General features: G+C 45.1%; 20 protein-coding genes. 8 read left to right on the top strand and 12 right to left on the bottom strand.

The genetic code is table 11. From position 1 onward, the window contains the following. Positions 1–5: 5 nt before the first annotated feature. Positions 6–1,397: a C40 family peptidase gene (locus tag ACY8D0_RS11635; protein ID WP_462410668.1), complete on the bottom strand. Its 1,392-nt coding sequence runs from the start codon at positions 1,395–1,397 to the stop codon at positions 6–8. A gap of 446 nt (positions 1,398–1,843) precedes the next feature. Here ACY8D0_RS11635 and ACY8D0_RS11630 point away from each other — a divergent pair, with 446 nt between their 5' ends. Together ACY8D0_RS11630 and ACY8D0_RS11625 are read left to right on the top strand one after the other, a co-directional pair. Next, a complete protein-coding gene (locus ACY8D0_RS11630) occupies positions 1,844–2,701 on the top strand; it encodes a GRP family sugar transporter (protein ID WP_462410667.1) in 858 nt (285 codons plus the stop codon). A 10-nt stretch (positions 2,702–2,711) separates the two neighbouring features. Then, positions 2,712–3,500, top strand: a complete 789-nt coding sequence (locus tag ACY8D0_RS11625) for a glucose-1-dehydrogenase (protein ID WP_462410666.1) — start codon at positions 2,712–2,714, stop codon at positions 3,498–3,500. A 293-nt stretch (positions 3,501–3,793) separates the two neighbouring features. Here the strand turns inward: ACY8D0_RS11625 and ACY8D0_RS11620 are convergent, their stop codons facing one another. From ACY8D0_RS11620 to ACY8D0_RS11605, 4 genes are all read right to left on the bottom strand, one after another. Continuing rightward, positions 3,794–4,366, bottom strand: coding sequence for a hypothetical protein (locus tag ACY8D0_RS11620; protein ID WP_462410665.1), 573 nt, complete (start codon positions 4,364–4,366; stop codon positions 3,794–3,796). Between the two features lie 223 nt (positions 4,367–4,589). Beyond that, a complete protein-coding gene (locus tag ACY8D0_RS11615; protein WP_462410664.1) occupies positions 4,590–6,017 on the bottom strand; it encodes an amidohydrolase in 1,428 nt (475 codons plus the stop codon). Positions 6,018–6,123: 106 nt separating this feature from the next. Beyond that, positions 6,124–6,840, bottom strand: coding sequence for a small-conductance mechanosensitive channel (locus ACY8D0_RS11610; RefSeq protein ID WP_462410663.1), 717 nt, complete (start codon positions 6,838–6,840; stop codon positions 6,124–6,126). A gap of 23 nt (positions 6,841–6,863) precedes the next feature. After that, complete coding sequence (locus tag ACY8D0_RS11605; protein WP_462410662.1) at positions 6,864–7,577, bottom strand: DUF5058 family protein; 714 nt, start codon at positions 7,575–7,577, stop codon at positions 6,864–6,866. A 307-nt stretch (positions 7,578–7,884) separates the two neighbouring features. On the opposite strand from ACY8D0_RS11605, the gene ACY8D0_RS11600 reads away from it, so the two are divergent. Then, a complete protein-coding gene (locus ACY8D0_RS11600) occupies positions 7,885–8,463 on the top strand; it encodes a DUF2087 domain-containing protein (RefSeq protein WP_462410661.1) in 579 nt (192 codons plus the stop codon). A 231-nt stretch (positions 8,464–8,694) separates the two neighbouring features. Here the strand turns inward: ACY8D0_RS11600 and ACY8D0_RS11595 are convergent, their stop codons facing one another. Then, complete coding sequence (locus ACY8D0_RS11595; RefSeq protein ID WP_462410660.1) at positions 8,695–9,654, bottom strand: tetratricopeptide repeat protein; 960 nt, start codon at positions 9,652–9,654, stop codon at positions 8,695–8,697. 120 nt (positions 9,655–9,774) lie between these two features. Here ACY8D0_RS11595 and ACY8D0_RS11590 point away from each other — a divergent pair, with 120 nt between their 5' ends. Next, positions 9,775–11,058, top strand: coding sequence for a M20/M25/M40 family metallo-hydrolase (locus ACY8D0_RS11590; protein WP_462410659.1), 1,284 nt, complete (start codon positions 9,775–9,777; stop codon positions 11,056–11,058). Between the two features lie 40 nt (positions 11,059–11,098). Here the strand turns inward: ACY8D0_RS11590 and ACY8D0_RS11585 are convergent, their stop codons facing one another. The 4 genes from ACY8D0_RS11585 to ACY8D0_RS11570 all read right to left on the bottom strand — a co-directional run bounded on the left by ACY8D0_RS11585 (position 11,099) and on the right by ACY8D0_RS11570 (position 14,941). Beyond that, entirely contained in the window at positions 11,099–11,641 is a 543-nt protein-coding gene (locus ACY8D0_RS11585; protein WP_462410658.1) for a hypothetical protein, read from the bottom strand. A 22-nt stretch (positions 11,642–11,663) separates the two neighbouring features. Then, positions 11,664–12,986, bottom strand: coding sequence for a hypothetical protein (locus tag ACY8D0_RS11580; protein ID WP_462410657.1), 1,323 nt, complete (start codon positions 12,984–12,986; stop codon positions 11,664–11,666). Next, the gene (locus ACY8D0_RS11575) at positions 12,986–13,489 is read right to left on the bottom strand and encodes an RNA polymerase sigma factor (protein WP_462410656.1); all 504 of its coding nucleotides are present in this window, start codon (positions 13,487–13,489) and stop codon (positions 12,986–12,988) included. The genes ACY8D0_RS11580 and ACY8D0_RS11575 overlap by 1 nt, the downstream gene beginning before the upstream one ends. Before the next feature lie 123 nt (positions 13,490–13,612). Further along, a complete protein-coding gene (locus tag ACY8D0_RS11570; protein ID WP_462411349.1) occupies positions 13,613–14,941 on the bottom strand; it encodes an Nramp family divalent metal transporter in 1,329 nt (442 codons plus the stop codon). A gap of 342 nt (positions 14,942–15,283) precedes the next feature. On the opposite strand from ACY8D0_RS11570, the gene ACY8D0_RS11565 reads away from it, so the two are divergent. After that, the gene (locus tag ACY8D0_RS11565; RefSeq protein WP_462410655.1) at positions 15,284–16,903 is read left to right on the top strand and encodes a PTS sugar transporter; all 1,620 of its coding nucleotides are present in this window, start codon (positions 15,284–15,286) and stop codon (positions 16,901–16,903) included. Positions 16,904–16,991: 88 nt separating this feature from the next. Here ACY8D0_RS11565 and ACY8D0_RS11560 read toward each other — a convergent pair whose 3' ends face one another. After that, complete coding sequence (locus tag ACY8D0_RS11560; RefSeq protein ID WP_462410654.1) at positions 16,992–17,789, bottom strand: SDR family NAD(P)-dependent oxidoreductase; 798 nt, start codon at positions 17,787–17,789, stop codon at positions 16,992–16,994. Between the two features lie 393 nt (positions 17,790–18,182). Between ACY8D0_RS11560 and ACY8D0_RS11555 the strand changes: the two genes are divergently transcribed. Then, the gene (locus ACY8D0_RS11555) at positions 18,183–18,965 is read left to right on the top strand and encodes a GNAT family N-acetyltransferase (protein ID WP_462410653.1); all 783 of its coding nucleotides are present in this window, start codon (positions 18,183–18,185) and stop codon (positions 18,963–18,965) included. A gap of 99 nt (positions 18,966–19,064) precedes the next feature. Here ACY8D0_RS11555 and ACY8D0_RS11550 read toward each other — a convergent pair whose 3' ends face one another. Further along, on the bottom strand, positions 19,065–20,168 hold the full coding sequence (locus tag ACY8D0_RS11550) for a site-2 protease family protein (protein WP_462410652.1): 1,104 nt from the start codon (positions 20,166–20,168) through the stop codon (positions 19,065–19,067). A 280-nt stretch (positions 20,169–20,448) separates the two neighbouring features. Between ACY8D0_RS11550 and ACY8D0_RS11545 the strand changes: the two genes are divergently transcribed. Further along, positions 20,449–21,141 carry a hypothetical protein gene (locus ACY8D0_RS11545; RefSeq protein WP_462410651.1) on the top strand — a complete coding sequence of 231 codons (693 nt, stop codon included), beginning with the start codon at positions 20,449–20,451 and terminating at the stop codon, positions 21,139–21,141. Between the two features lie 74 nt (positions 21,142–21,215). Then, positions 21,216–22,499 (top strand): ADP-ribosylglycohydrolase family protein, encoded by a 1,284-nt coding sequence (locus ACY8D0_RS11540; protein WP_462410650.1) that lies wholly within the window; start codon positions 21,216–21,218, stop codon positions 22,497–22,499. The last annotated feature ends 30 nt before the right edge of the window (positions 22,500–22,529 follow it).

The following is a 22,529-nucleotide window of genomic DNA, read 5'->3' as shown; positions in this document are numbered from 1 at the left end:
CCCCCTTAATAAGGGGTTTTTGCGCCTAGGTATCTAGTTTTCCAATAGGTAGATGTCATATCGGAGATGACAACGCCAGTTGATGCTGCGCTAATAAACTTGTTGTTTCCTAGATAGATTCCCACATGGGAAGGTCCGACTTTATAAGTTTGAAAGAAAACTAGGTCTCCCACACTTGGTGAGCTTACCGGATTAGTTGCATTCCATTGCGTTTCAGCGGTTCGCGGCAAGGTGATTCCCACTTTGGCGAATACATATTTTGTATAGCCGCTGCAATCAAATCCTGCTGGAGTGTTTCCTGCCCATTTATATGGAGAACCGATATATTTCTTCGCCTCGGCAATCACATCTTCCACGAGAGAAGCAGATGATGCAGCAGGTTTTTGGGCTGTTTCAGTAGATGCTGTCGGCGTTTGAGCAGCTGCTGTCGAACTAGAAGCCGCCGGTGCTGTTTCAGTTTTAGCTGTACTTGAAGCGGCAGGTGTGGTTGCCTGTGCCGGTGTACTTGATGTCGCTGGCGGTGTTACCGTCGTTGTTGTACTCGAGTCGTCTTGTGTTGTCGCCGATGGAGACGGACTAGATACTTTTGGTGCTGTTACCGTTGTACCGGCACTTGATTCTGCCTTTGGCGTTTCCGGTGTGGCCGCACTTGATGGCGCTGGTGTGTTTTCGGTTGTAGTTCCACTTGAAGCGGCCGGCGCTGTTACATCTGTCGCTGTTTCTGTAGCTGCCGGAGCTGTTGTAGTTCCTGATGCTGCATCTGTTTCGGTACCTGAAACCACCGAGGTTGCTGCGTCAGAAGTTACCGCCGTATTCCCCTCGGATGTACCATTAGTTCCCGCAGCGTCATCAGTAGTTGAAGCAACATTTGTCTGCGTCGTTTCAGTGGCACCTGCACTGCTTACATTTAACGTTTTTCCGGCATAAATCGTATCAGAAGATAATTGATTCATAGATTTAAGCTGAGAAACTGTTAGATTAAACCGCGCCCCGATTTCGGAAAGAGTGTCTCCTTTTTGAATCGTATAAGAAGAATCCGTTACATCTGATTCTGCTATCTTCAATTGCTTTCCTACTTGAAGGTAACCAGAAGTCATTCCATTCAAGCGTTTTAGCTCACTTACTGTTGTTCCATTTTCTTTAGCAATCTTCCAAAGACTGTCCCCTTTTTTTACGGTATAAGTGAGTGAAAGTTTTTGATTTACATAGATTTTATCACTTGTAAGAGCATTCCACTCTTTTAATTGATTAACAGTCAAATGATTGGTTTGGGCAATTTTCCAAAGGCTGTCTCCTGGATGAACGGTATATGCGGGTTCTTCTGCACTTGCTGTGGCTCCAAAAGCTGTAAGGACAAGCCCAGCCGTGGCCGCTGCTGTTACTAGATTTTTCTTCACTTCAACAATTTCCTACCTTTCCTTAATTTACATCAATAGACATAATAATGTATTTTTCGACAAATGACCATCCGTCAAAAGTGGCAGTTTAATAGGGATCTACAAAGGTAAATGAAGAAAAGGCAAAACTTTTTACTATAAAAATGGGAAAGAAAACTTCCTTTTGGGCGAAGACGATTCTCATGGTATTTTTCCAAACATCCCCTTTACCCAAGATTTTCCTTTTTACTATTCACTCTCCCATGGGCCTTCCATGATTTCAGAGCCATAATCGTGGGGGATTTATTTAAATTAATCAACAACAGCGTTTTACTTGTGGTCTATAGAGACTTTTTAACTTTCATTGAGTATGTCAGCAGATCCCTCCCCCCTGATCACTCACCTTGGGTTAAAACACAAAATATTGGTAAATATATCTTTAGGAATATTCGAAAGAGGGGGAGAATTTGGCCGGAATTTTATTAGCACTTATACCAGCCCTTTGTTGGGGCAGCATTGTTCTAGTTAGTGTCAAGCTTGGCGGCGATGCTTACAGCCAGACGTTAGGAATTACCTTTGGGGCGTTGCTTTTTTCGATTGTATTATTTTTTATCGTCCACCCTCCCATTACGACGCTCACCTTTATCATCGGCATTCTTTCGGGGATTTTTTGGGCAGTCGGCCAACGGAACCAACTTGGAACGGTTCAGTACTTAGGGGTGTCAAAAACAGTGCCTCTTTCGACAGGCATGCAATTGGCCGCAACCACTCTCATCGGGGTCCTTGTTTTTAAAGAATGGACAACCCGGAACGTCATCATCATTGGCATGATGGCCATTCTTCTCATTATCGTCGGAGTCATTTTTACAGCCATACGAGATAAGGAAGATAGGGAGAAAAATAGCGGAAGCACAAAAAAGGGCTATGTCTTATTACTAATTTCGACCGCAGGCTTTTTGGCTTATGTTGTGATTGTCAGATGGTTTAACTTAGATGGGTGGGCGGCTATCCTGCCTCAAGCCTTTGGAATGCTGTTTGGCGCCATCCTTCTCACCTTCCGGCACAAACCGTTTAATAAGTTTGCCATTCGAAATACACTCACCGGAATCTTGTGGGCAGCGGGCAACCTTGGGCTATTGTTATCCATACCCAAAATAGGTGTCGCCACCAGCTTCTCACTTTCCCAAACCGGGATTATCATCTCCACTCTCGGCGGGATTTTTCTCCTCCATGAAAAAAAATCGAAAAGGCAAATTGTGTTTATGATTGTAGGCTGTGTCCTGATCATTGCAGGTGGAGTGCTGTTAGGGTTGACTAAAAAATAGGAGGCTTTTTATGTATCCGGATTTAAAAGGAAAAGTGGTTGTGATTACGGGTGCCTCCACAGGGATTGGCCAAGCGATGGCCTACCGGTTTGGGCAGGAACAAGCGAAAGTGGTCATCAATTTTTATAAGGATGATGATCCTGCCGTTGAAGAAATGATTGCCCAGATTAAAAGCTTTGGTGGAGACGCCATTGGCATTCAAGGAGATGTAACTAAGGAGGAAGATGTCAAACATCTGGTCCATGCGGCGGTTTCCCATTTTGGCAGTCTTGATGTCATGATAAATAATGCGGGGGTCGAAAACGAGGTCCCGTCAGAGGATTTGTCTCTAAAGGATTGGAACCGGGTGATTGCCACCAACTTGACAGGCGCTTTTCTCGGCTGCAGGGAAGCCATTGATTATATGGTGGAGAACCATATTAAAGGCTCGATTATCAATATGTCGAGTGTGCATGAGGTCATTCCTTGGCCGCACTTCGTTCATTATGCCGCAAGCAAAGGCGGGATCAAACTAATGTCGGAAACGCTGGCACTGGAGTTTGCTCCAAAAGGGATCCGCGTGAACTGCATTGGACCTGGTGCCATTGATACGCCGATTAATGCGGAGAAGTTTGCCGATCCGAAAAAGAAAGCCGAGGTCGAAAAACTCATTCCTATGGGCTACATCGGAAAACCTGAGCAAATCGCCTCCGTCGCCGCCTGGCTCTCCTCCAACGAAGCCAGCTACGTAACCGGAATCACGATATTCGCCGATGGAGGAATGACAAAATTCCCCGGATTCCAAGCGGGGAAAGGGTAGGTCCAGGGGGACTGTTCGAAACTACTGAAAAAATAGGCAGGAGCTCTATTGGACAGTTTGTTTATTTTTAGATCCATAATGTCCTATAGAACACTTATATTAGACACATTGCTTGTGTTTTTGAATAAAAATGTCTCTTAGAGGGACTATAGGGTACATCCTGCAGTTATTTTTAACCCAATGTCCAATAGAAACCTCATTTGAGTCCTTCCATTTATTTGAAAGTATCTTCCAGTGTTCTCAGACGGTTCCCTTGGCTTTTTCTGGACAAGGGAACCGTCCCCATGTTCATGTTAATAATTCCATTTGTCAAGAGTAACGAAGGTACAAAAGGTAAACAATAAACCACATCCAAAAAAGAGAGAAGAGAAAAACATACCGTTACCGTACTGATCTAGTAAACTGAGATAGATCACGCGGTCATCCGCTGTTACGGTGAAGGTGCAAATCACATTAACCAGGAAGAGAACTAACATTATGATGGTAGCCGATTTGATACTGATCAGCCTATGTAATACAGGTAAAATTGTTTTGGCGACCAGCATGGAATATATAAGCATCGCCAAATAGAATAATAAAGCAGGGTAAAACAGAAATGTATGAAACGTTGCCCTCAGCAATGGTATCACGGCAAAAAGTCCTAATAAAAAAATCATAAGAAACGAGACCCATGCTTTATACCGTAGGTAATCTTCTATCGTTCGATACCAATAATAAGCCAGCATCATACCGATTAGAGATATTCCCATATTAATCCTAAACATGACATACGATTCTTCTGGAAGTAGGCTGCATATGGCTCCAATGAAGAAGACCAGCAATAAGTACATGGCATGACTTTTCCAGAAGCTAATTTTTTTCTCCAATTTTAAACCTCATTCCATTTCCATTCAAATAAACACTTGCGATCACTTGTACATATACGATTTTATTTGAGTAAAAGTTTCATTGGTACCTGCGGATGCTTTTACCAGAAATTGAATTATTGTCATCATAGTGACGGTTCTCCTTCTCCGGAACATTATCGAAAAAATTTTACACAATAAAAGTGGAGGGACAAGCCCCCCACTTTCATCACTCCCCCATCTATTAAATTGCCGGGATTGGCGTTTTCTCAATTTTCCCCACCGGCGGCTCCACTTCTTCCGGTATTCCCGGAATGTATGGCTTCCCTTTCGTGACGGCCGCGAACTCTTCCCTTGCTTGGTCAATAAGATCCTGATTTGATAATAGGTCAAATAAGGATAGCGCCATTGTTTTGGCAGCGAGGTGCATACCTTTGAATCCGATAGTTGAGCCATAAGAAGCAGTAGCCTGCCATGAATGGGCTTGAACGCCTACCGGGGCACAGGTCGTCATGATCTGGCCTGTCGGCGTAATCCAGCTGACATCCCCGACATCGCTTGAACCGCCGACGCTTACTCCCTTCATATGTTTGTAATAGTCAAACGTTGTCGGCAGGATCTCCTCCATGCGGCCGCCGAACTGCCGCTTCGACATTTCCACGATGGCGGGATCAACTGTGCCGACCAACTCACGAGCAAATTCCCTCTCGCTCTCCGTAAAACAAACCTCCCCGGCCAGTTTCATATTTTCATACATCACGTCGTTCAACGCATCATTAGGAAGGGTCTGATAAGCAAACGCCAAAATCTCAGATTGGACCTCCGTTTCCGTCATCAACGCTGCCCCTTTCGCGATATTCTTTACTCTGCGGAGCATATCGTCCACTTGCTCCTTGGTTGCCGCCCTTAGGTAATACCAGACACTCGCCTGATCCGGAACGATATTCGGCGCCAGTCCCCCGTTGGTGATTACATAATGGATACGTGACCCATCCAGCATATGTTCTCTCATAAAGTTCGAGCCGACATTCATCAACTCCACTGCGTCCAAGGCGCTCCGGCCGGCATGCGGCGCTCCCGCGGCATGGGCCGTGATCCCATTGAAATGAAACTTAACCGAAACCATGGCCTGCATGCTCATATTGGCCACAAAGTTTGACATCCCAGGGTGCCAGGTTAACGCACAATCCAAATCATCAAACACACCTTCCCGCGCCATGAATGTTTTTCCTGAAAGCACCTCTTCCGCCGGGCAGCCATAATACCGAATCGTTCCCGCCAGCCCCTCTGATTTCATTGCCTCTTTTACCGCCATGACGGCTTCGACTCCCGCCGTTCCTAGCAAATTATGGCCGCAGCCGTGTCCCGGTCCATTCGGCACCACCTCGGTATGTACCGTGCTGACCGTTTGCGACAATCCCGGCAAGGCATCATACTCTCCCAGAATCCCAATTACTGGACTGCCGGAACCATATTCGGCCACAAACGCAGTGGGAGCCCCGCCCGCGTTGGGCACAATCGTAAACCCAGCCTCTTCCAACGTGGCCATCTGCAATTCGGCCGCAAATGTTTCTTCATAAGCAATCTGCGGGTTCTCCCAGATTTTTTTGGCCATGCCTGTAAAATCCTCCTGATGGCATTGAATCCAATCCAAAATGTTTTCCTTACTCATGTAAAACATCAGCTCCTCATATGAAAGTTTTTTTATGAAAACAGTGAACTTGTTCCCAGTGCCTCACCTTCATTCACTTTACGGTGAGGGGAACCGTCCCCCTGCTTTACGCCAATTTGCGGGCTTTTAGTTTTTCGATGTAAATGCTGACGGTGACGGTGATGATAATGCAGATGATTCCTCTGAAGAATGGCACGATTGGTGTCAGGTTAATGATTAAGCCGACTGCGATCGCGAAGAGGCCGAATAGTGGCTTTTTGATGGCAAACTGCGCCAGTATGCCGCCAAAGATAGCTGGTACGATAAATTGGAAGGATGCTTGAATCGAGGGTGGTATGACTGAGATGAGATAAGAACCAGTGGCAATAATGATGGATATGATAAACACATTGACCAAAGAAGCTGCGGAGATGGCCAAGGCTGCCGTAATTTCCCCTTTTCTAGTCCCCGGTTCGGCACCGACCACATGCTGGGCGGCAGCAGCCGCGGGAAGGCACATGTTGGCGATATTGCCGGTCAAGAACGCAATATAGGTTCCAGAAACCCCCAAGGTCGGATAGTAGGAAATTGGTTCAACCACCCATGCATAGCCAACCATGGCCGCATATGCCACAAAAGCGGCGATAATCGGCTGCCATCCTGGATGGTAGCCCATTACAAATGATAGATACATAGGAAGTGAGACACTTAGAATAATCACCGCCCACATGGTGAGGCGGCCCCAAAAATGGGATTTTTGATGGAATTCTGCCATTTCCAGACGAGAGTTGACAGGACTGACGACTAATTCCCCGGCCGTGATGGCCTTATTATTCATTTCCATTTTTTAGTCCCCTTTCTACCTTATCATGCCAAAAAGAAACCTACCGTTAGCGCGGCTAAAATCGAAATCCCGAGTGACCATTCCTTTAACCAATTCTGCTTCCATTTATTGGCGAAGACTAAAATCACAAACATGGAGACGGCAGAGGTTAGAATAACCGTTGCATTGGTAACTCCCTTCAACAGCTCGCCGCTGGCAAAGTTGCCGAACACACCCAGCATGGCGGCACCGGAGACAATGGCCATAATATTGACGCTTTTATTGCCGCCTTTTTTGGAGATTTTCTCTTGAAACTTGCCAAGCGATTTCGTGAACAAAGCTGCAACCAGCAGCCAGCCTAACCCTCCCAGGCACAATGTCCAAACCACGACTGTATAGGCCTGTTCATTGAAGCCATTCGCGCCGATTTCGGTTCCAAACGCATTGGCTGCAAGACTCGCTCCGGCAGCTTCAGTCGCGGAAGACCCGACGACAACAGACCTCATGAACGTGACAGGCTCACCAAGAAAGGTGATCAGCGAGATGGCGATAATCAAGCTAGACATCGCCGGACCAATGGAATTGATGGCCCCCACCTTTAGCGCGCTCTTCACCTCCGACCTTGTCATTCCCACACTCTGGCTCGTTCTGGACGCTAGTCGAATAAAAACAATGGCTTGAAAAATGACAATACAAATAACAATGGAGGCAAACACCCAAACCGGAGAACTCGTGGCTAATTTCATGGCATGTTCCATTTAACTCCCCCTAATCGTTTGTTATATTTTATGGACGAAAAAAATACTTTGTTTAACCGGTCACCTCCCGCCATTCATCTTGAGCGGCCGCTCATCCTGATGAATATAAATCATATTTAAAACCAATTTTTACCAGTAATCAATCATTCTGATAGGCATTCTGACAAGCTTTTTATTTAAAACGCTTCCAATGGGTGGTCCATGTAAATGGCTACAAGTATTGTCTCCACACTTCACTCCCTCTTGCTTTTCAAACTAATTCGATTATAATCTAATTAGATGAACGTCAAAGTAGGTGGATATATTAATGCAATTGAACAGGTTGGTTGAATTTCATAAAGCGCTGGGCGACCTAACCCGGATTCGGATTATCGGCCTGCTCCAACAAGGTCCCATGCATGGCCAAGCGATTGCCGAAAAGCTTGGGTTAAAGCCTCCGACCATTACTCACCATGTGGCGAAACTGCGGGAGGTCGGATTGATTAAAGAGAAACGGGAGAAAAATACCATCTATTTTTCTTTGAATACCAAAATTCTAGAAGGAAGCGCAAAAGCCATTTTAAATGTGGGAACAGGCGGTGATGCACGCATGGAAATGACCGTTACAGCCGAGGAACGCGCAGCGATTATACAGAACTTCTTTACAAAGGATGGAAAACTGAAAAACTACCCAGCGCAGCGGAAGAAGAAGCTGGTAGTGCTTGAGCATATGGCCAAAGGATTGGAATTCGGGAGGGTCTATCCGGAAAAGGAAATCAATGAATATTTAAAGCAATTTCATGAGGATTACGCCACATTGAGGCGCGAGTTGATCATGTGCCAGTTTATGTATCGGGAAAACAATCAATATGAGCTAAATCCGGTTGAGCTGTGGTGGCTGAGTTAAAGAAACCATTTCGACTGTTCGTACTGGACCGAAAATAATTATAACGCCCGAGCAGAAATAGGAAGGGCTCCAAAAGACCATGCCATAGGAAAAAGAGCCTTCGGGGAAATAGGGATGTTAGAAATGAACTTATTAAATCAAAGAAGCTAACGGCCTGCATTCCAGGCTATTAGCTTTCTTATCTCTTCAAACGGATTTTCACATTGCCCTCGGACGGTTCCCATGGGCACCTCAAGGCAATCGATCTTCCACCCGGCAAAGAATACAGGCAGAATATCCCTCGGCAAGCTTGATGCCCGCCACATTTCTTCTCGTGTCCGGATTTAGAATCATCGACGTTTCAACGATCCTGTCCCAATAAGGGAGGTCCCTGGAAAGCCGCCTGATGATTTGCCGGAGATAATCATCGGTAATTTCCTGGCCGCTGCCTTCACCAGCTATCTCTTTTAACTCATTATAGGTTTTAAACCCTTTTCCTGTCAGAATGCCATATAAGACATAGAAAGCTTTTGGGTTTAATGAAACCGGTCTTTCATGTTGAAGTACGATTTGCAAACCTTGATCGGAGCTTTTCAATAAGACTTGTTTTTTCGCCGGAATAAAATGATTAAACTCGTATTCCCCAATCTTTTCTTCTACCCCATCTTCTATTTTCCGGTAAAACATTTTATCAAAAATGTCCTCTTCCAAGACAAGAATCTCATTTCTATAACGTTCAATCCGGTCGATTTCCAGGTCGGAATAAAGGTTTTCCTCGATAAAATCAATCTCGCGGATTGCTTCTTTGGCAATCTTGATACCGCAATTAACCAGAAACATGTTTGAGAGCATCCGTTGGGTATCGTTTAATTCTTCCACGTCCTCATCACGCGAGCCGTCCAAGGCCTTTTCAAAATAGGATACGGCCTTGGTGAATTGTTTTTCCCGATAATACAGAAAACCTAACCGGTAATTGGCAACAGGGTGATCTTTTTGCAAAGAAAGTGCCTTGATTAAATAGCGTTTAGCCATATTCGGGTCCGGCCGGTCCCCCATTTTAAAATACTCTCCCTGGGAAACATATAAATTTACCAGTTTCTTGGTCTCTTCCTCTACCTTGCTCCTGTCCCTCTGCCTTTTCGCCTTTTCCAATGACTCTTTAATTCTTGTTTCCTCCATCATCGGATGAAATTCGTATTCATTATCCAACACAGCCTTCACCTCTTTTTTTAAATTTCTCTTAAGACAGGGAAATTTCTGTTTTTCTGCCGTGACAGCGTGTCACACCAGCTTCGTTATACTCATTGTAGAACTTAAGAGGAGATGTTGGATATGAAAAACAAAAATATTTTATTGGCAAGACATGGATTACAGGAACAAGATCGGATGGTATTTTTTAAAAGAGACTTAAGTAACGCAGGCCAATTGCTTATGGCTGCGGAGCAAGTGATTCATGAAACGAACGGGGGAACCGACGAACAATTGATTTCTTGCTTGCAGGAAGCTGTCTATGGGATTGAATCCCCAGGCCGTGGCATGCTGATTGATCCGGTTCACGGTGATTTACCGCTTTCTGATTTTGACCCCTGCATCCGCGGAGTAATCCGCTGGATGAACGAGCTTGGCATGCAGACGTATGGCAGTTGCGACGGCCATGGCAGGGGTACCGCCAGAATCTTTTTGAAAAGTTACCTTACGGGAAAGCACATTAGCATCCTGAAAGCGGCCACCCCTCCAAGCTTAAGCATACGAATCGAGGGTAAACACGTTACTTTTTTGTATCCAAAGGACGAGCAGGCACTATTACTTGATTTGGCAGAAAACCTGTACCATGTGTGGAAGAATCCTCAATATTTAATCGATCTTCACGCAAAACATTTTAAAGCAAGTTTAATCGAAATGCTTAATATTCCTGGAGCAAGCACGAATGAGCGGCATTTCCGGTCACGGTTAAAGGGGCGGTTATCACGCCTAGCCGACTATACTTATGTGGACCGGAAAGGCAACCTGCTCGGGTATCTTGAACTTGGCGATGGCCCGACGATTCTGCTGTCCGCCCATATGGACACAGTCATGGAGATTGTCGAAGGCCGTGAAATACTCGAGGAGGGAACCGTTCTAAAAAGTTCGGAAGGGATTCTCGGCGCCGATGACCGGGCAGGAATTGCCGCCATTATGGAAATTCTGGCCAGAGTCAAAAAGACCAATTTTTGCGGCACCCTAAAAGTTGCGTTTACCGTTCAAGAAGAAATCGGCTGCCACGGCTCACGGGAAATCGACCAAGATTTTATCGAAGATGTGGATGCCGCCATCGTGATTGACCGCCGCGGCAACAGGGATATTGTGACTTCTTGGAGTGACTTTGTGCCATTTTGCACTGAGGAGTACGGCAGGTTGTTTGAGGAGGCAGGCCGGTTGGCTGGAATGGAGAATTGGTGCATCACACCTGGAGGCATTAGCGACGCCATGGTTTTTGCCGAGTTTGGCATTCCTTCTGTCAACCTTTCCGCCGGCTACCAGAACGAGCACAGGGAAACAGAATCCGTCGACTACAAGTCCACCTTCGAAACCGTATTGCTCGTAGAGTCGGTATTGCATCACCAGTTAATTAAGTAAGATCCACGGGGAGGGCTCCAGGAGAACCCTCCCCATAGTTTTAAAAGATGGAAAGGGATTTCACCATTTCCAGGATGGTTTCTTGGTTGACGGCATTTGCATCAAAGTGCATGTCATAGACTTCTTTTTTTGGCTCTACGAAAATATAGATATGGGTCTCCTTTTTGGAAGCTGACTGGACGGCGTCACTGCTTGTTGTGACCTGGTACGCCTCAAATGGCAGCTGTTCAAGCTTCTGTTTATTGCTTACAATGGATTGATTCGGCAGCAGCGCCTCCAATGAATCAGAATAAGCCAAGCTCTCAATGAGCCCTACTGGTTTGCCATCGATGGAAAAGGCAGCAGAATCCAAGCCTTTCTCGACTTTCCATTTGCTGCTTACGGTTAATTTTAAATGATCCAATTGGACCTCTTGTCCGTTAGCATTCGTATTTTCGGCCGTCTCCTTCTTTGTGGATTTCGGATCATTGACCGCCTTGTCTTCATGATTCGTAACTTCCTTTTTTGCCGAGGACACGTGAGCGCAGCCTGCCATGACGGCCATGGCAAGTAAAACAGAACAAATGGCGATTCCCGACTTCATGTTGTTGTCCTTCTTTCTGTGATTATTCATATTTCAAAGAGATTTTCATTAAGCTGAAGTGATTTTCCGATTCCTCATTGGTATCCCTGACAAACACGATGGATTTCCCATCCTTGGACCAGCTTGGCTGCCAATCGCTATATTGCCCGTTCACGACAAACTCCATGGGCAAATTGCTTGTTTCTGATTTGGAAGACGAAATCAGGCTGTTTAACTGTTGTTCATTTATTTTTGACGTCGTTAAACGGGATTCCTTTTTACTATCCAGATGAATCGCCCAAATCTCGCGGAAAGTGGTCACAATCTCCGCTTTTGGCTTTTCTGATTTTTTGTGAGTTATGGTATCCTTGGCAAACGTGATAAATTGACCATCCGGCGACCAACTGGCTTCCATCCCATCGGTTAATTTTCTCGAATGGGTACCATCGGTGTTGATTAACCAAACCTCTTTTTGTGTCGATTCACCGTCTTTTCTAGTCTTAGTAAAGGCAATCTGGTTGCCATCGGGGGACCATCTAGGTTCAGAGCCCTCCGCAACCTTCGTTAACTTCCCCGTATCCATCTCAATCGTCCATACTTCTTCACCTGTTTGATTCACGCCATGTGAATCATTCAAGGTATATCGTTTCTTGGCAAAAGCGAGCTTCTTGCCGTCAGGGGACCAAGACGGGTGGTCATAAAATTCATCTGGAGATTCGGGGGCGGCCAGTTGATGAACATTCGAGCCATCCTCTTCCATTACCCAAATTCCTGCATTCATGGTCTGATACCCGGAAAAGGCGATCTGCTTGCCGTTTGGGGACCAATCCGGGCTTCTCATATATTGAAAGGATTCCAGTGGGTATTCTTTGAAGGAAGCATCGGCTTGGTTCCACTTCACAATTTTTTCATCCTTTTCAAAACTAATGCCCGCACCGCCGGACAGCATCACTGGATGATTGACCTTCGTCACGCCCAACGAAACCAGCTGTTCCTCCTTCACGGCCCGAATTTGCACCGCTTCCACTTTTTGATCCGGAAATAGTGTCGGCACGATAATAGATAGAGCAACTACACAAGCAGCGGCTAATGGCAGATAATATTTTTTCCACGAGCGTTTTTTGGGCGCCTCGATCACGATGGCCTTCCGTTGTCTTTCTTCTAACTCTTGTTTGATTCTCTGCTTCCCTTTTTCTTGAAAATCAGGAGTTGGCATATCTATTAGACCTGTTATTTGAACCAAGTGAACGGTATCGATCAGCTCTTCCCATTCTTGATCATCCGGTATATCTAGGTCCGTCCCGGTTTTTTGAAGGTTCAAATGATCGATATACATGGAAAGTCTGTCTTCTTTGGAAAAATTCATTACAAAGCCTCCTCCACAAATTGCTTCTTCACCAGTTCCTTAATCCTTTGAATCGCCCGGAACTGGGTCACCTTCACATAGTTTTCCGACTTCCCAAGCTGGGCAGCGGTTTCTTTTATCGAAAGTCCCTGTAACAAACGCAGTACAATCACTTTCCTCTGCTCTTCTTTTAATAAGGACAGGGCATAGGCTACCTGCTCTTTTTGCTCGAGCATTCTTCCTAAATCGTTCCCCTTATCGACCAGGACCTGTTCGGGTTCCAGGGGTAATGGGTCCTCCGTTTTTTGCTTTTTCCTCCATCGGTCAATGATCAGGTTTCTGGCGATGGTTTTTAGTAGGGCCGGGATATTGACCGTTTCATCCGCATACCGTCCCTCTGTCCGGATTGCCCGGATAAATGTTTCCTGCGTGATATCTTCGGCTTCCTGTTTATGGCGGGTTCGTAAAAAGACAAACACATAAATCTCTTTCCAATGATCAATCCATATTTTCTCCCAATCCACTTGTCGTGCTCCTTTTTTCTTCTAGACGTCTATACAAATCAAAACGTTGATTTTAAAAAGAAGTTACACACTAAAGCACCCTCTTTTAAAATAAAAAAATCCCCAAATGAATGGGGATTTTTCTTAACCGAAAAAAGTACTCCAAAGCAAGTATACGTTTAGGACAACAATGATGGAGGTGATTAGCCAAGCTATTGTTTTGACCCATGGTTTATTGACGAAAGGGCCCATTTTATGTTTATCGCTGGTAAATAGGACAAGCGGGATCACGGCAAATGATAATTGGACGGACAGGATGACTTGGCTTAAAATCAATAATTCGCCAGTACCTTTTTCACCGTACAGGAAGGTGACAATCACGGCTGGAATAATGGCAATCATTCGTGTGATGAGCCGGCGCAGCCATGGTTTTAACCGGACATTCAAGAATCCTTCCATGACGATTTGGCCTGCCAAAGTTCCCGTCAATGTGGAATTCTGTCCGGAAGCAAGCAGTGCGACCCCGAATAAGATTCCCGCCACGCCTGAACCGAGCAGTGGGTCCAGCAAATGATAGGCATCCTGTATTTCTGCCACATCCTGATGCCCCGTTGTATGGAAGGCGGCTGATGCCAAAATCAGAATTGCCGCATTCACAAACAGGGCAAACATTAAGGCAACCGTTGAATCAATGGTGGCAAACCTGATCGCTGTCCGTTTCCCTTCCACTGTATCATCAAATTTCCTTGTTTGAACAATGGAGGAATGAAGATATAGGTTATGGGGCATCACGGTTGCTCCCAAAATGCCAAGGGCAATATAAAGCATATCGGGATTTTTTACAATTTCACCGCTTGGAATAAAACCGTGGAGGACGCCCCCAATTTCCGGTTTTGATAGGATCAGTTCAAAGCCAAAGCAAACCGCGATGGTGGCAATCAAAGCAATGACGAAAGACTCGATATAGCGAAATCCTTTATTTTGCAAAAGCAAAATCAGTAAAATATCAAAAGCGGTAAGACATACCCCATATAAAAGCGGAATGTTAAACAATAGATTTAAGGCAATCGCGGCCCCAATCACTTCGGCTAAATCGCACGCCGCAATCGCTAATTCACATAAGATCCAGAGTACAAACGAAACCGGTTTGCTGAAATGGTCCCGGCAGGCCTGGGCCAAATCCCGTCCAGAGACAATCCCCAATTTCGCCGACAAGGCTTGCAATAGAATCGCCATTAAGTTAGAAATTAATATCACCGAAAGGAGCGAGTAGCCATACGCCGATCCCCCTGCAATCGAGGTCGCCCAGTTTCCAGGATCCATATATCCGACAGCTACCAGATAGCCTGGACCGATAAAACCTAGTAATCTCCGAAAAAAGCTTCCCGTTTTTTTGATGGGGATCGATTTGTGAACCTCTTGCAGACTTGGGGTAACATTTTCATTTTGCCAAGATTTCTTCTCATCCGCCAAATGGGATGCTGCTTCCTGTTGGTTCACTTTCTTCACCATCCTTTATTTTATTTAAATTTTTAAATTTGAAATAGGATATAAATGTTGCACAAGGGCAACTTTCAGATTAGACAATCTTTTTATGTTTATTATATTCTACTCCCTCAGAAAGTTTCCTTCAACCAAAAAACATTCCTTTATAAAAAATTATTGGTTGTATAAAAAGGAGCCAATATTCAAAATAAATGATTTTGTACAAAATCATTTAACGCTTTAATAATTTAAAGTTTTACCTTATTATTAGAGTAACGGATGATTCTATTATAAAATAACAATATTCGACAGTTTGGAAGGGTGAATGAGATGGGGGAAGCTGGTACAAAGAAGAGAATTGCCATTCTTGGCAGCAGCGGAGGAAATTTATTTTATTTAGGCGGCAAGGATCCTGAAAAACTATTGGATGAACTGCTGCTACAGATAGAGGCAGCCGGCATGGCTTGCGGCTCCCTGCAATTTATTGCCGCAAAAGCATCCATGGACAATATAAAAGAGGATACTTTGGCGGAATTGTATGCTTGGGACGGGCAAAACCAAAAACCAACCGTTATAGCGTTGGGCAAAATTGCTGAGGTGAATGAGGCGGCTGCCCAGCTCGATAAGGAAATCGCTTCTCAAATTACGAATGGGGAAATCGATGCGGTTATTTTCATGAGTGCCGACCCAAAAGGGGCCAATCAACAGGCCGTTGAGGCGGCAGCAATAAAACGACTGCCCGCAACGGGGACAGGCGGTACCTCCATGGCCACCATCGCGTCCAAAGGGGTAAACGTCATTGCCACTTCCGGTACCACTGGCACCACCAACCGGACAAGGGCCGTAACGTTTTTGACGACCTTGGCCAAACATTTTGGCCTATCCTACCGTCCAATTATCGGCAAGTCGGCAAAGCAGGATCAACTATCGTCGGGCTCACCATTCAAACGGATTAACCTGCGCGGGATGATGTTATCGTCTCTCCCTGGATTTATTGCCATGGCCCTGGTGCTGGCCATCAGCAAGATTCCCGGGTTATCTGGGCTAAGCGACGTATTTGATTTAATGATCAATGCCCTGCCTGTAGTGTTGGCGGTTGTCGCTGCCAAGCAGGTGGCAGATCTTGATGATGTCTCGATTGTTGCTGGGATTGTTGCGGGTGTTTTATCGGTGAAAGGCGGCATTATTGGCGGAATCATTGGAGGTATCTGCGCGGGTCTCTTGGTTCAATACATATTCAGAAAATGCATTCAGTGGCGGTTTCCGGCAACGACCGTTAATATTGCGGCCGGCGGTATCTCTGGATTGATTTCTGGGTTAGCCGTCTATTTTCTGATTGCCCCAGTTGCGTTATGGTTGGGTGGCGGAATTCGCTGGTTGATTGATTTACTTGTTTCCACAAACGGTACGTTAGCCGGTTTGATTGCCGGGCTTTTGATTTGGCCGGCCATCATGGGTGGGGTTTATCATGCTGCCATTCTTCCAATTGTTCTTTTGGAAATGGAGAAAACCGGAAACAGCTTCTTGGGCGCTGTGGATATGGTCGGTTTGGTTATGGTGTCGGCAGGGATTACCCTTGCCAATATTATTGCACCGCGCGATAAAGGCGAGGCGGCGGTAGCGGCACCTGGTTTTGCGATTAACATGGGATTCGGCACCTTTGTTGAGGCGGCTTACCCGTTTATGTTTTCGAGCAAGGTGGTATTTGGGGGAGCAATTTTTTCTGCCGGTGTCGGCGGATTGCTGGTCGGATTGTTTAATGTCCGCGGCACAGCGTATGTTCCATCGTTTATGGCGCCACTGCTATCCAATCACGCAGTAGGCTTCATCATCGCCATGGCCGGAAGCTTAGTTTGCTCGTTTTTAATTACCTTTTTGGCGAACAAATTAGCAAAGAAAAATAACCATGCTATTGATGCGGAGGGTAAAACGAAGCAGATAGCTGGGTAACCTTTTTCATCTAGTAGTTTGAGTATTGAATTCCATAAACACACAAGGGTAGAGAACGTCCTCTCTACCCTTGCTCATTTTAATTAAATTAAACCGTGGTTTTTACCATTCCTCCATCCACATTGATGGCTTGTCCCGTTATGTAGCTTGCCTTATCAGAGGCGAGGAAAGCAATTGTGTTGGCTATTTCCTTCGGCTGGCCATAACGCGCTAACGGAATATTAGTTTTTGCGTAAAAATCAATCGCTTCTTCTAATGGTTTACCAAGCATTTGGGATAGTTGTTCACCAAGTTGTCCAGGAGCTTCCCATAGTGGAGTACGGATCGGGCCTGGACAGACAGCATTCACCAAAATATTATCTGCTGCAAGATAGTTGGAAAATTCTTTTGTAATCATGATAACAGCCGCTTTGATCGAATCATAATCCAATAATCCTCCAGGCTGTTTTCCAAACATGGATGAAAGGTTAATAATACGTCCCCATCCTGCTTTACGCATATGTGGAGCAACTGCCCGAATCAACCGAATGACGGCAAACAACATTAAATCAAGATTACGCCTAAATTCGTCTTCAGGAAGTTCCATCGGATCACTTAGTCTTCCAGTACCGGCATTATTAATCAAAATATCAATTTTGCCGAATTCTTTCACTGTTTTTGCAACGAATTCATCAGTTTCTTCGAGTTTGGATACATCAACCTTTTCTGCTAGTACCAGAACTCCTTTACTGCGAAGTTCAGCAGCTGTTTGTTCAAGCCTATCAGGGTTAATATCGCAAATAGCAAGATTACATCCCTCTCCCGCTAGAGTCAGGGCTGTTTCTTTTCCAATTCCTGAAGCAGCACCGGTGATTATGGCAACTCGTCCTTTTAACCCAAATTCCATTTTCCATTCCTCCTTATTTGCTTTGGTAATTTTATGTACACTTTGATTTAAAACCTTTATCAAAAAAAGGTATGTGAAAATTATCACATAGTTTCCATTATAAAATGTTAACATCACCAATTCATCAACATTGGTTGCGATTACATGCGGAAGTGAAAAATTTGTGAACATTATAAATATATACTTTATTCTTTCGGATTCCCGTTTACACTTAAACTTTTCAAGGCAAAAAGTTAATAATAATTTTTAATTGTTGGTATTAATGGGTAAACAACAAAAATTAGCGTGGATATAATGATCCCGCTTTTTCCTATTCAATCCTTATTTTAAAAATTTCTTGAATTCTCATAAATTAATGTTTAATCTATATAGAAAATAAAGGGGGAAATGGCCGTGATTCGAAAGCTGACAGTGCAAGACCATCAGCAAGTCCTTGCTTTTTTGAGCGAGGAACCATCTATCAATCTGTTCATGATCGGCGACATCGAGGCTTTTGGATATTCTTCTGATTTTCAGGAGCTTTGGGGGGAGTTTAATGAACAGGGCACCATTAAGGCTGTACTGCTGAGATACTATCAATCTTTTATTCCTTATGCCAAAGGAGACTTCGACCTGGCTGGATTTGTTTCCATTATTCAAAACTATCAGCAGCCAATCCAACTCTCAGGAAAGACCGAAATAGTGGAAAAGTTTGAAGCGGCCGAAGGGTTACAACTAGGGAAAAAGCAAGTTACCTTCTTTGCTGAATGCGTGACGGATGAGTTTCTGAATAAAGAGAATCTGGATATAAAAGTCGCCTCTATGGAGGATGTAGATCAGATTATTGAACTGCGCCGTTCCATCGATGAGTTTCAAATACCCAATAATGCACGGGAGATGTTAGTTCATTCCATGGAAACCAAAACAGCCAGAACATATTATACGGCTGAAGACGGTGTCATCACTTCATGTGTTTCCACCGCTGCTGAAAACTCCCTGTCCGCTATGATTGTCGGAGTCTGCACCAGCAAGCACCATCGCCGCAAAGGCCTGGCAACAACCATCATGAATCAATTAATCAAAGACGTCCTTGCCGAAGGAAAAACCCTGTGCCTATTCTATGACAACCCCGAAGCAGGCCGAATCTACAAGCGGCTTGGCTTCCAAGACATCGGCATGTGGACCATGTACCGATAGTGAGATGGGGCCTTACCCCCGACACGTTAATGCGTTACTGTACCGGGGGTCAGGCCCCCAGCACGTTAATGCGTTACTGCACCGGGGGTCAGGCCCCCTTTATCTATTCATCAATCTTTGGATTTCTGGATGGCTTTCGAGAATAGCATTGCCGTAGTGGTAGTTAATGGCGAGTGCCAAGACTAATGCCAGGTAGATTAAGAATAGCTGGAGTTTCGTTTTCTTGTTTGTTTTGTAATACGTTTCCGTTGTGTGTACGTCTTTCTTTAGTGCCGCCAGTTGCTCCTGTAGTTGGCGGGAGATACGGTCAATTGCTTGTTGATTTTCAGAGCTGACCCCATCGCCAAGAACTGGTTCCCCCGATAACATTTGCAGGTAAATGTCCCTTTTCATGGTTTCTATTTCGGAATTCAATTGGTTTAACAGTTTCGTAACAGAAGGTTGTGAGATTTTCCAGTTTGCCTTTCTAATCTCTTCCTGAATAACTTCATATGAAAGGGTTCCTTGCTTCAAAATAACAACGAACCTCTCAAGTGCCTGGACTTCGTATTTTATGTCTTGTAGACTCTTTTGCTTTTTATTTAATTTGTACCACTCTCTTGCCCCCAAGATGACGATAATCAACCCTAGCAAATTTAGATTGATTACAGAATAAATCAACAGTAAGACAATTCCTGCTCCCCATAGTTTCGTACTGATGCCTGCGGCGATTCTCCCGCCATCGAGTGGCGTAATCGGGATTAAATTAAATAAATTGATCATGCTGCCTATAATAATTAAAAGCGCCCAGAACGGCTCGTGCGTATACATGTACAAGGGCCAGGCCGGCAAAAACGACAGCAATCCAAAAAAGGGTCCCATGTAGGCCAAATATCCCTCGTCTTTGGCGTTCTTCGGCATCTGTTTAAGCCCGACAGCCGCACCCACAAATGGGATGAATAAGGCCGGAGTGACCGGCAGTTTCAGCCTTTTTGCCGCATAAGCGTGTCCCATTTCATGGACAAACAATAAATAAATCAGAGCAACGGCAAATTTCCAGCCAAAAATTAAGGCATAGCTGCCAAGTGAAATAAACATGCTCACAAGTGTTTGCAGCTTCAAAAGTTTCAAAACGACCAGAACGAATTTTAATTTGCCCAGGATAAGGGCCGCCAGCGCTCCTAATACTCCCCATTTAGTCTTTTTGCTGTTATCCTTTTTCAATTAGCCACCCCCTTTAAAAATAGTACACTTTCTATTATATAAAGAAGGAAATGGAAATCCCACAATAAATAGGATTCTATTATCAACCTTTCATTCTAATAATTTGCTTTTGGGCGGGGGCCTGTCCTCCACTGCAGTAACGCGTTAACAGAACGGGGGACAGGCCCCCACTACAGTAAAGCGATAAAAAACTTTAAAACGATTTTTTCAGGTACTTATTGTGTCGTTGTAGGTTGTTAAGATAGATACAGCTTGTCTAAATGAATCAAGGAGTGGTGGTATGATTACAAGAGAAGAATTTGACCAGTGGCGGGAGTGGCTTAGGACCGAGGCTTCGATCCATCCCCCTGAAATCATTACTGCGAATTATTGGGATTGGAGTTGCCGTGCGTCCCTGGCCCGGTTTATGATGCGGGATCAAATTTTTGAGCCTGCGCTTCGAATCATGGAAACCGTGGTCGAGCAAATTCCCGACGGAGATGACCATTATGCCTGGGCGTTAAGCGATTTGGGCTGTCTGCATTGGAGAGTGAACCGGGATTACGTCGAGGCTGTCCAATTGATCAACCAGGCCCTTGAGGTTTTGGACAACACCGAACAAAACCGCGAAGAAATGTCCTTTTTCTCAGAAGGCGGCAAATATTTAAGTTATAAACTTGAAATCATGGAACAGGCCGGAGAGCTCGAGAAGGCAAAGGAAGAAGCCGTAAAGGAAATCGAACGGTATCGCCAAAAATACCCCGATGTGAAGCAAAACAGCTACCTCTTTAATGGCTACCTGTTTTTAGCAAAGGTCAAAAAGGACCAACAGCACTATCCAGAAGCCATCGGATATATGAAAAAGGCGTTAGCCGCATCGGAGTATGCTGAAAAATGCAAGCAGATTTGCGATACCAACATAGAAGATCTCGAAATGTTATATGAAAAACTTTACCGGCTTAGTTTTTCCATGATCACCTATTTTGAGGTTTAAACCGAAACCATGGGGATGGTTCCCAACAGAACCGTTCCCGCTATCAAAAAAATCAACTGGAAGAAGGAACCCAAATGGACAAAAAAGATCGGATAGCGGGCAGTTTAATTGGATTGGCGGTCGGGGATTGCGTGGGGGCTGCGGTGGAATTTAGCCCGCCGGGGACTTTTTCCCCTGTAAACGATATGCTCGAAGGTGGACCACATCAGTTAAAGCTCGGGCAATGGACGGATGACACTTCTATGGCACTATGCTTGGCCCAGAGTTTGATTGAGTGCAAGGAATTTAATGCCGAAGATCAAATGCAGCGCTATCTGCGATGGTACAAAGAAGGCTATATGAGCAGCACCGGCGAGTGTTTCGATATTGGCATCGGCACTAGAGAGGCCCTTCTTCGCTATTTGGATACCGGGGAACCATTCAGCGGCTCTACCGACCCGTACCAGGCCGGAAACGGCTCCATCATGAGGCTGGCTCCCGTGCCCCTAGCATGGGCAGACGATATCGAACAAGCGATTTTTTGGTCGGGGCAAAGTTCGAAAACGACACATCAGGCGGAAGAAACAATAGATGCCTGCTGCTATTTTGGGGCATTGATTGCCGGTGCCGTAAATGGAATGCCACGGGAGCAGCTGTTATCCAAGGAATTCGTCCACTTTGTGGAAGAAAAAATGGGGAGACCGTTGAGTCCCAAGATAAAAGAAGTGGCGGAAGGGTCGTATAAGCACAAGCAGCCACCAGAAATTGTGGGAAGCGGATATGTGGTGAAATCGTTGGAAGCAGCCCTATGGGCATTTTATCTGAGTGGCAATTTTAGAGAGGGATTGCTGCTGGCAGTCAATCTCGGTAACGACTCGGATACTACAGGAGCCGTTTATGGCCAGTTGGCCGGGGCTTTCTATGGCCGGGATGCCATTCCACAGCGCTGGGTGAAGCCATTAGCCCAACTGGAAATAATTGAGGACATGGCAGACAACCTTCATAAGTTGCAAACGGACATGTCGGCGTTCGCCTATAAGGGAAAAACTTGTGATTATCACCTTTTTTTCAATGAACAGGACCAAGCCTACTATGAGGTTCAAATCAACTCGCAACTGGAAGCATTGGTAGACGGCGAATGGCTTTACGGAATTTTTAAGAACGCCTATATCGGAACGGATTTCAAATGGAAGGTCCACTTCCCTAGCAAAAGAGCATTTGTCTTATTGCCAGCAGGAACCAAAATCCGCCTTGTTCGGGATTACTTAAAAAGAAGGCCAGAAAAGACTCCGAGGAAATTGGGCGGTCCGAAAGAACTGGAGAACTTCTTTAGGGGACGAAAAAAGGTGGAAGCCAAAAAGAAAATGGGAATACGATGAAACACGGGGACGGTTCTTTTGCTGAAAAAG

Source organism: Neobacillus camarae (genome assembly GCF_054950115.1).
The sequence above is the reverse complement of the archived record's forward strand: the minus strand, read 5'-3'. Positions and strand labels throughout refer to the sequence as shown.

Coding starts and splice junctions, on each gene's coding strand:
- ACY8D0_RS11565 (WP_462410655.1), top strand. CDS start 15,284: ATGGGGGAAGCTGGTACAAAGAAGAGAATTGCCATTCTTGGCAGCAGC.
- ACY8D0_RS11580 (WP_462410657.1), bottom strand. CDS start 12,986: ATGAATTTTTCCAAAGAAGACAGACTTTCCATGTATATCGATCATTTG.
- ACY8D0_RS11625 (WP_462410666.1), top strand. CDS start 2,712: ATGTATCCGGATTTAAAAGGAAAAGTGGTTGTGATTACGGGTGCCTCC.
- ACY8D0_RS11560 (WP_462410654.1), bottom strand. CDS start 17,789: ATGGAATTTGGGTTAAAAGGACGAGTTGCCATAATCACCGGTGCTGCT.
- ACY8D0_RS11585 (WP_462410658.1), bottom strand. CDS start 11,641: ATGAAGTCGGGAATCGCCATTTGTTCTGTTTTACTTGCCATGGCCGTC.
- ACY8D0_RS11540 (WP_462410650.1), top strand. CDS start 21,216: ATGGACAAAAAAGATCGGATAGCGGGCAGTTTAATTGGATTGGCGGTC.
- ACY8D0_RS11545 (WP_462410651.1), top strand. CDS start 20,449: ATGATTACAAGAGAAGAATTTGACCAGTGGCGGGAGTGGCTTAGGACC.
- ACY8D0_RS11600 (WP_462410661.1), top strand. CDS start 7,885: ATGCAATTGAACAGGTTGGTTGAATTTCATAAAGCGCTGGGCGACCTA.
- ACY8D0_RS11615 (WP_462410664.1), bottom strand. CDS start 6,017: ATGAGTAAGGAAAACATTTTGGATTGGATTCAATGCCATCAGGAGGAT.
- ACY8D0_RS11605 (WP_462410662.1), bottom strand. CDS start 7,577: ATGGAACATGCCATGAAATTAGCCACGAGTTCTCCGGTTTGGGTGTTT.
- ACY8D0_RS11610 (WP_462410663.1), bottom strand. CDS start 6,840: ATGGAAATGAATAATAAGGCCATCACGGCCGGGGAATTAGTCGTCAGT.
- ACY8D0_RS11590 (WP_462410659.1), top strand. CDS start 9,775: ATGAAAAACAAAAATATTTTATTGGCAAGACATGGATTACAGGAACAA.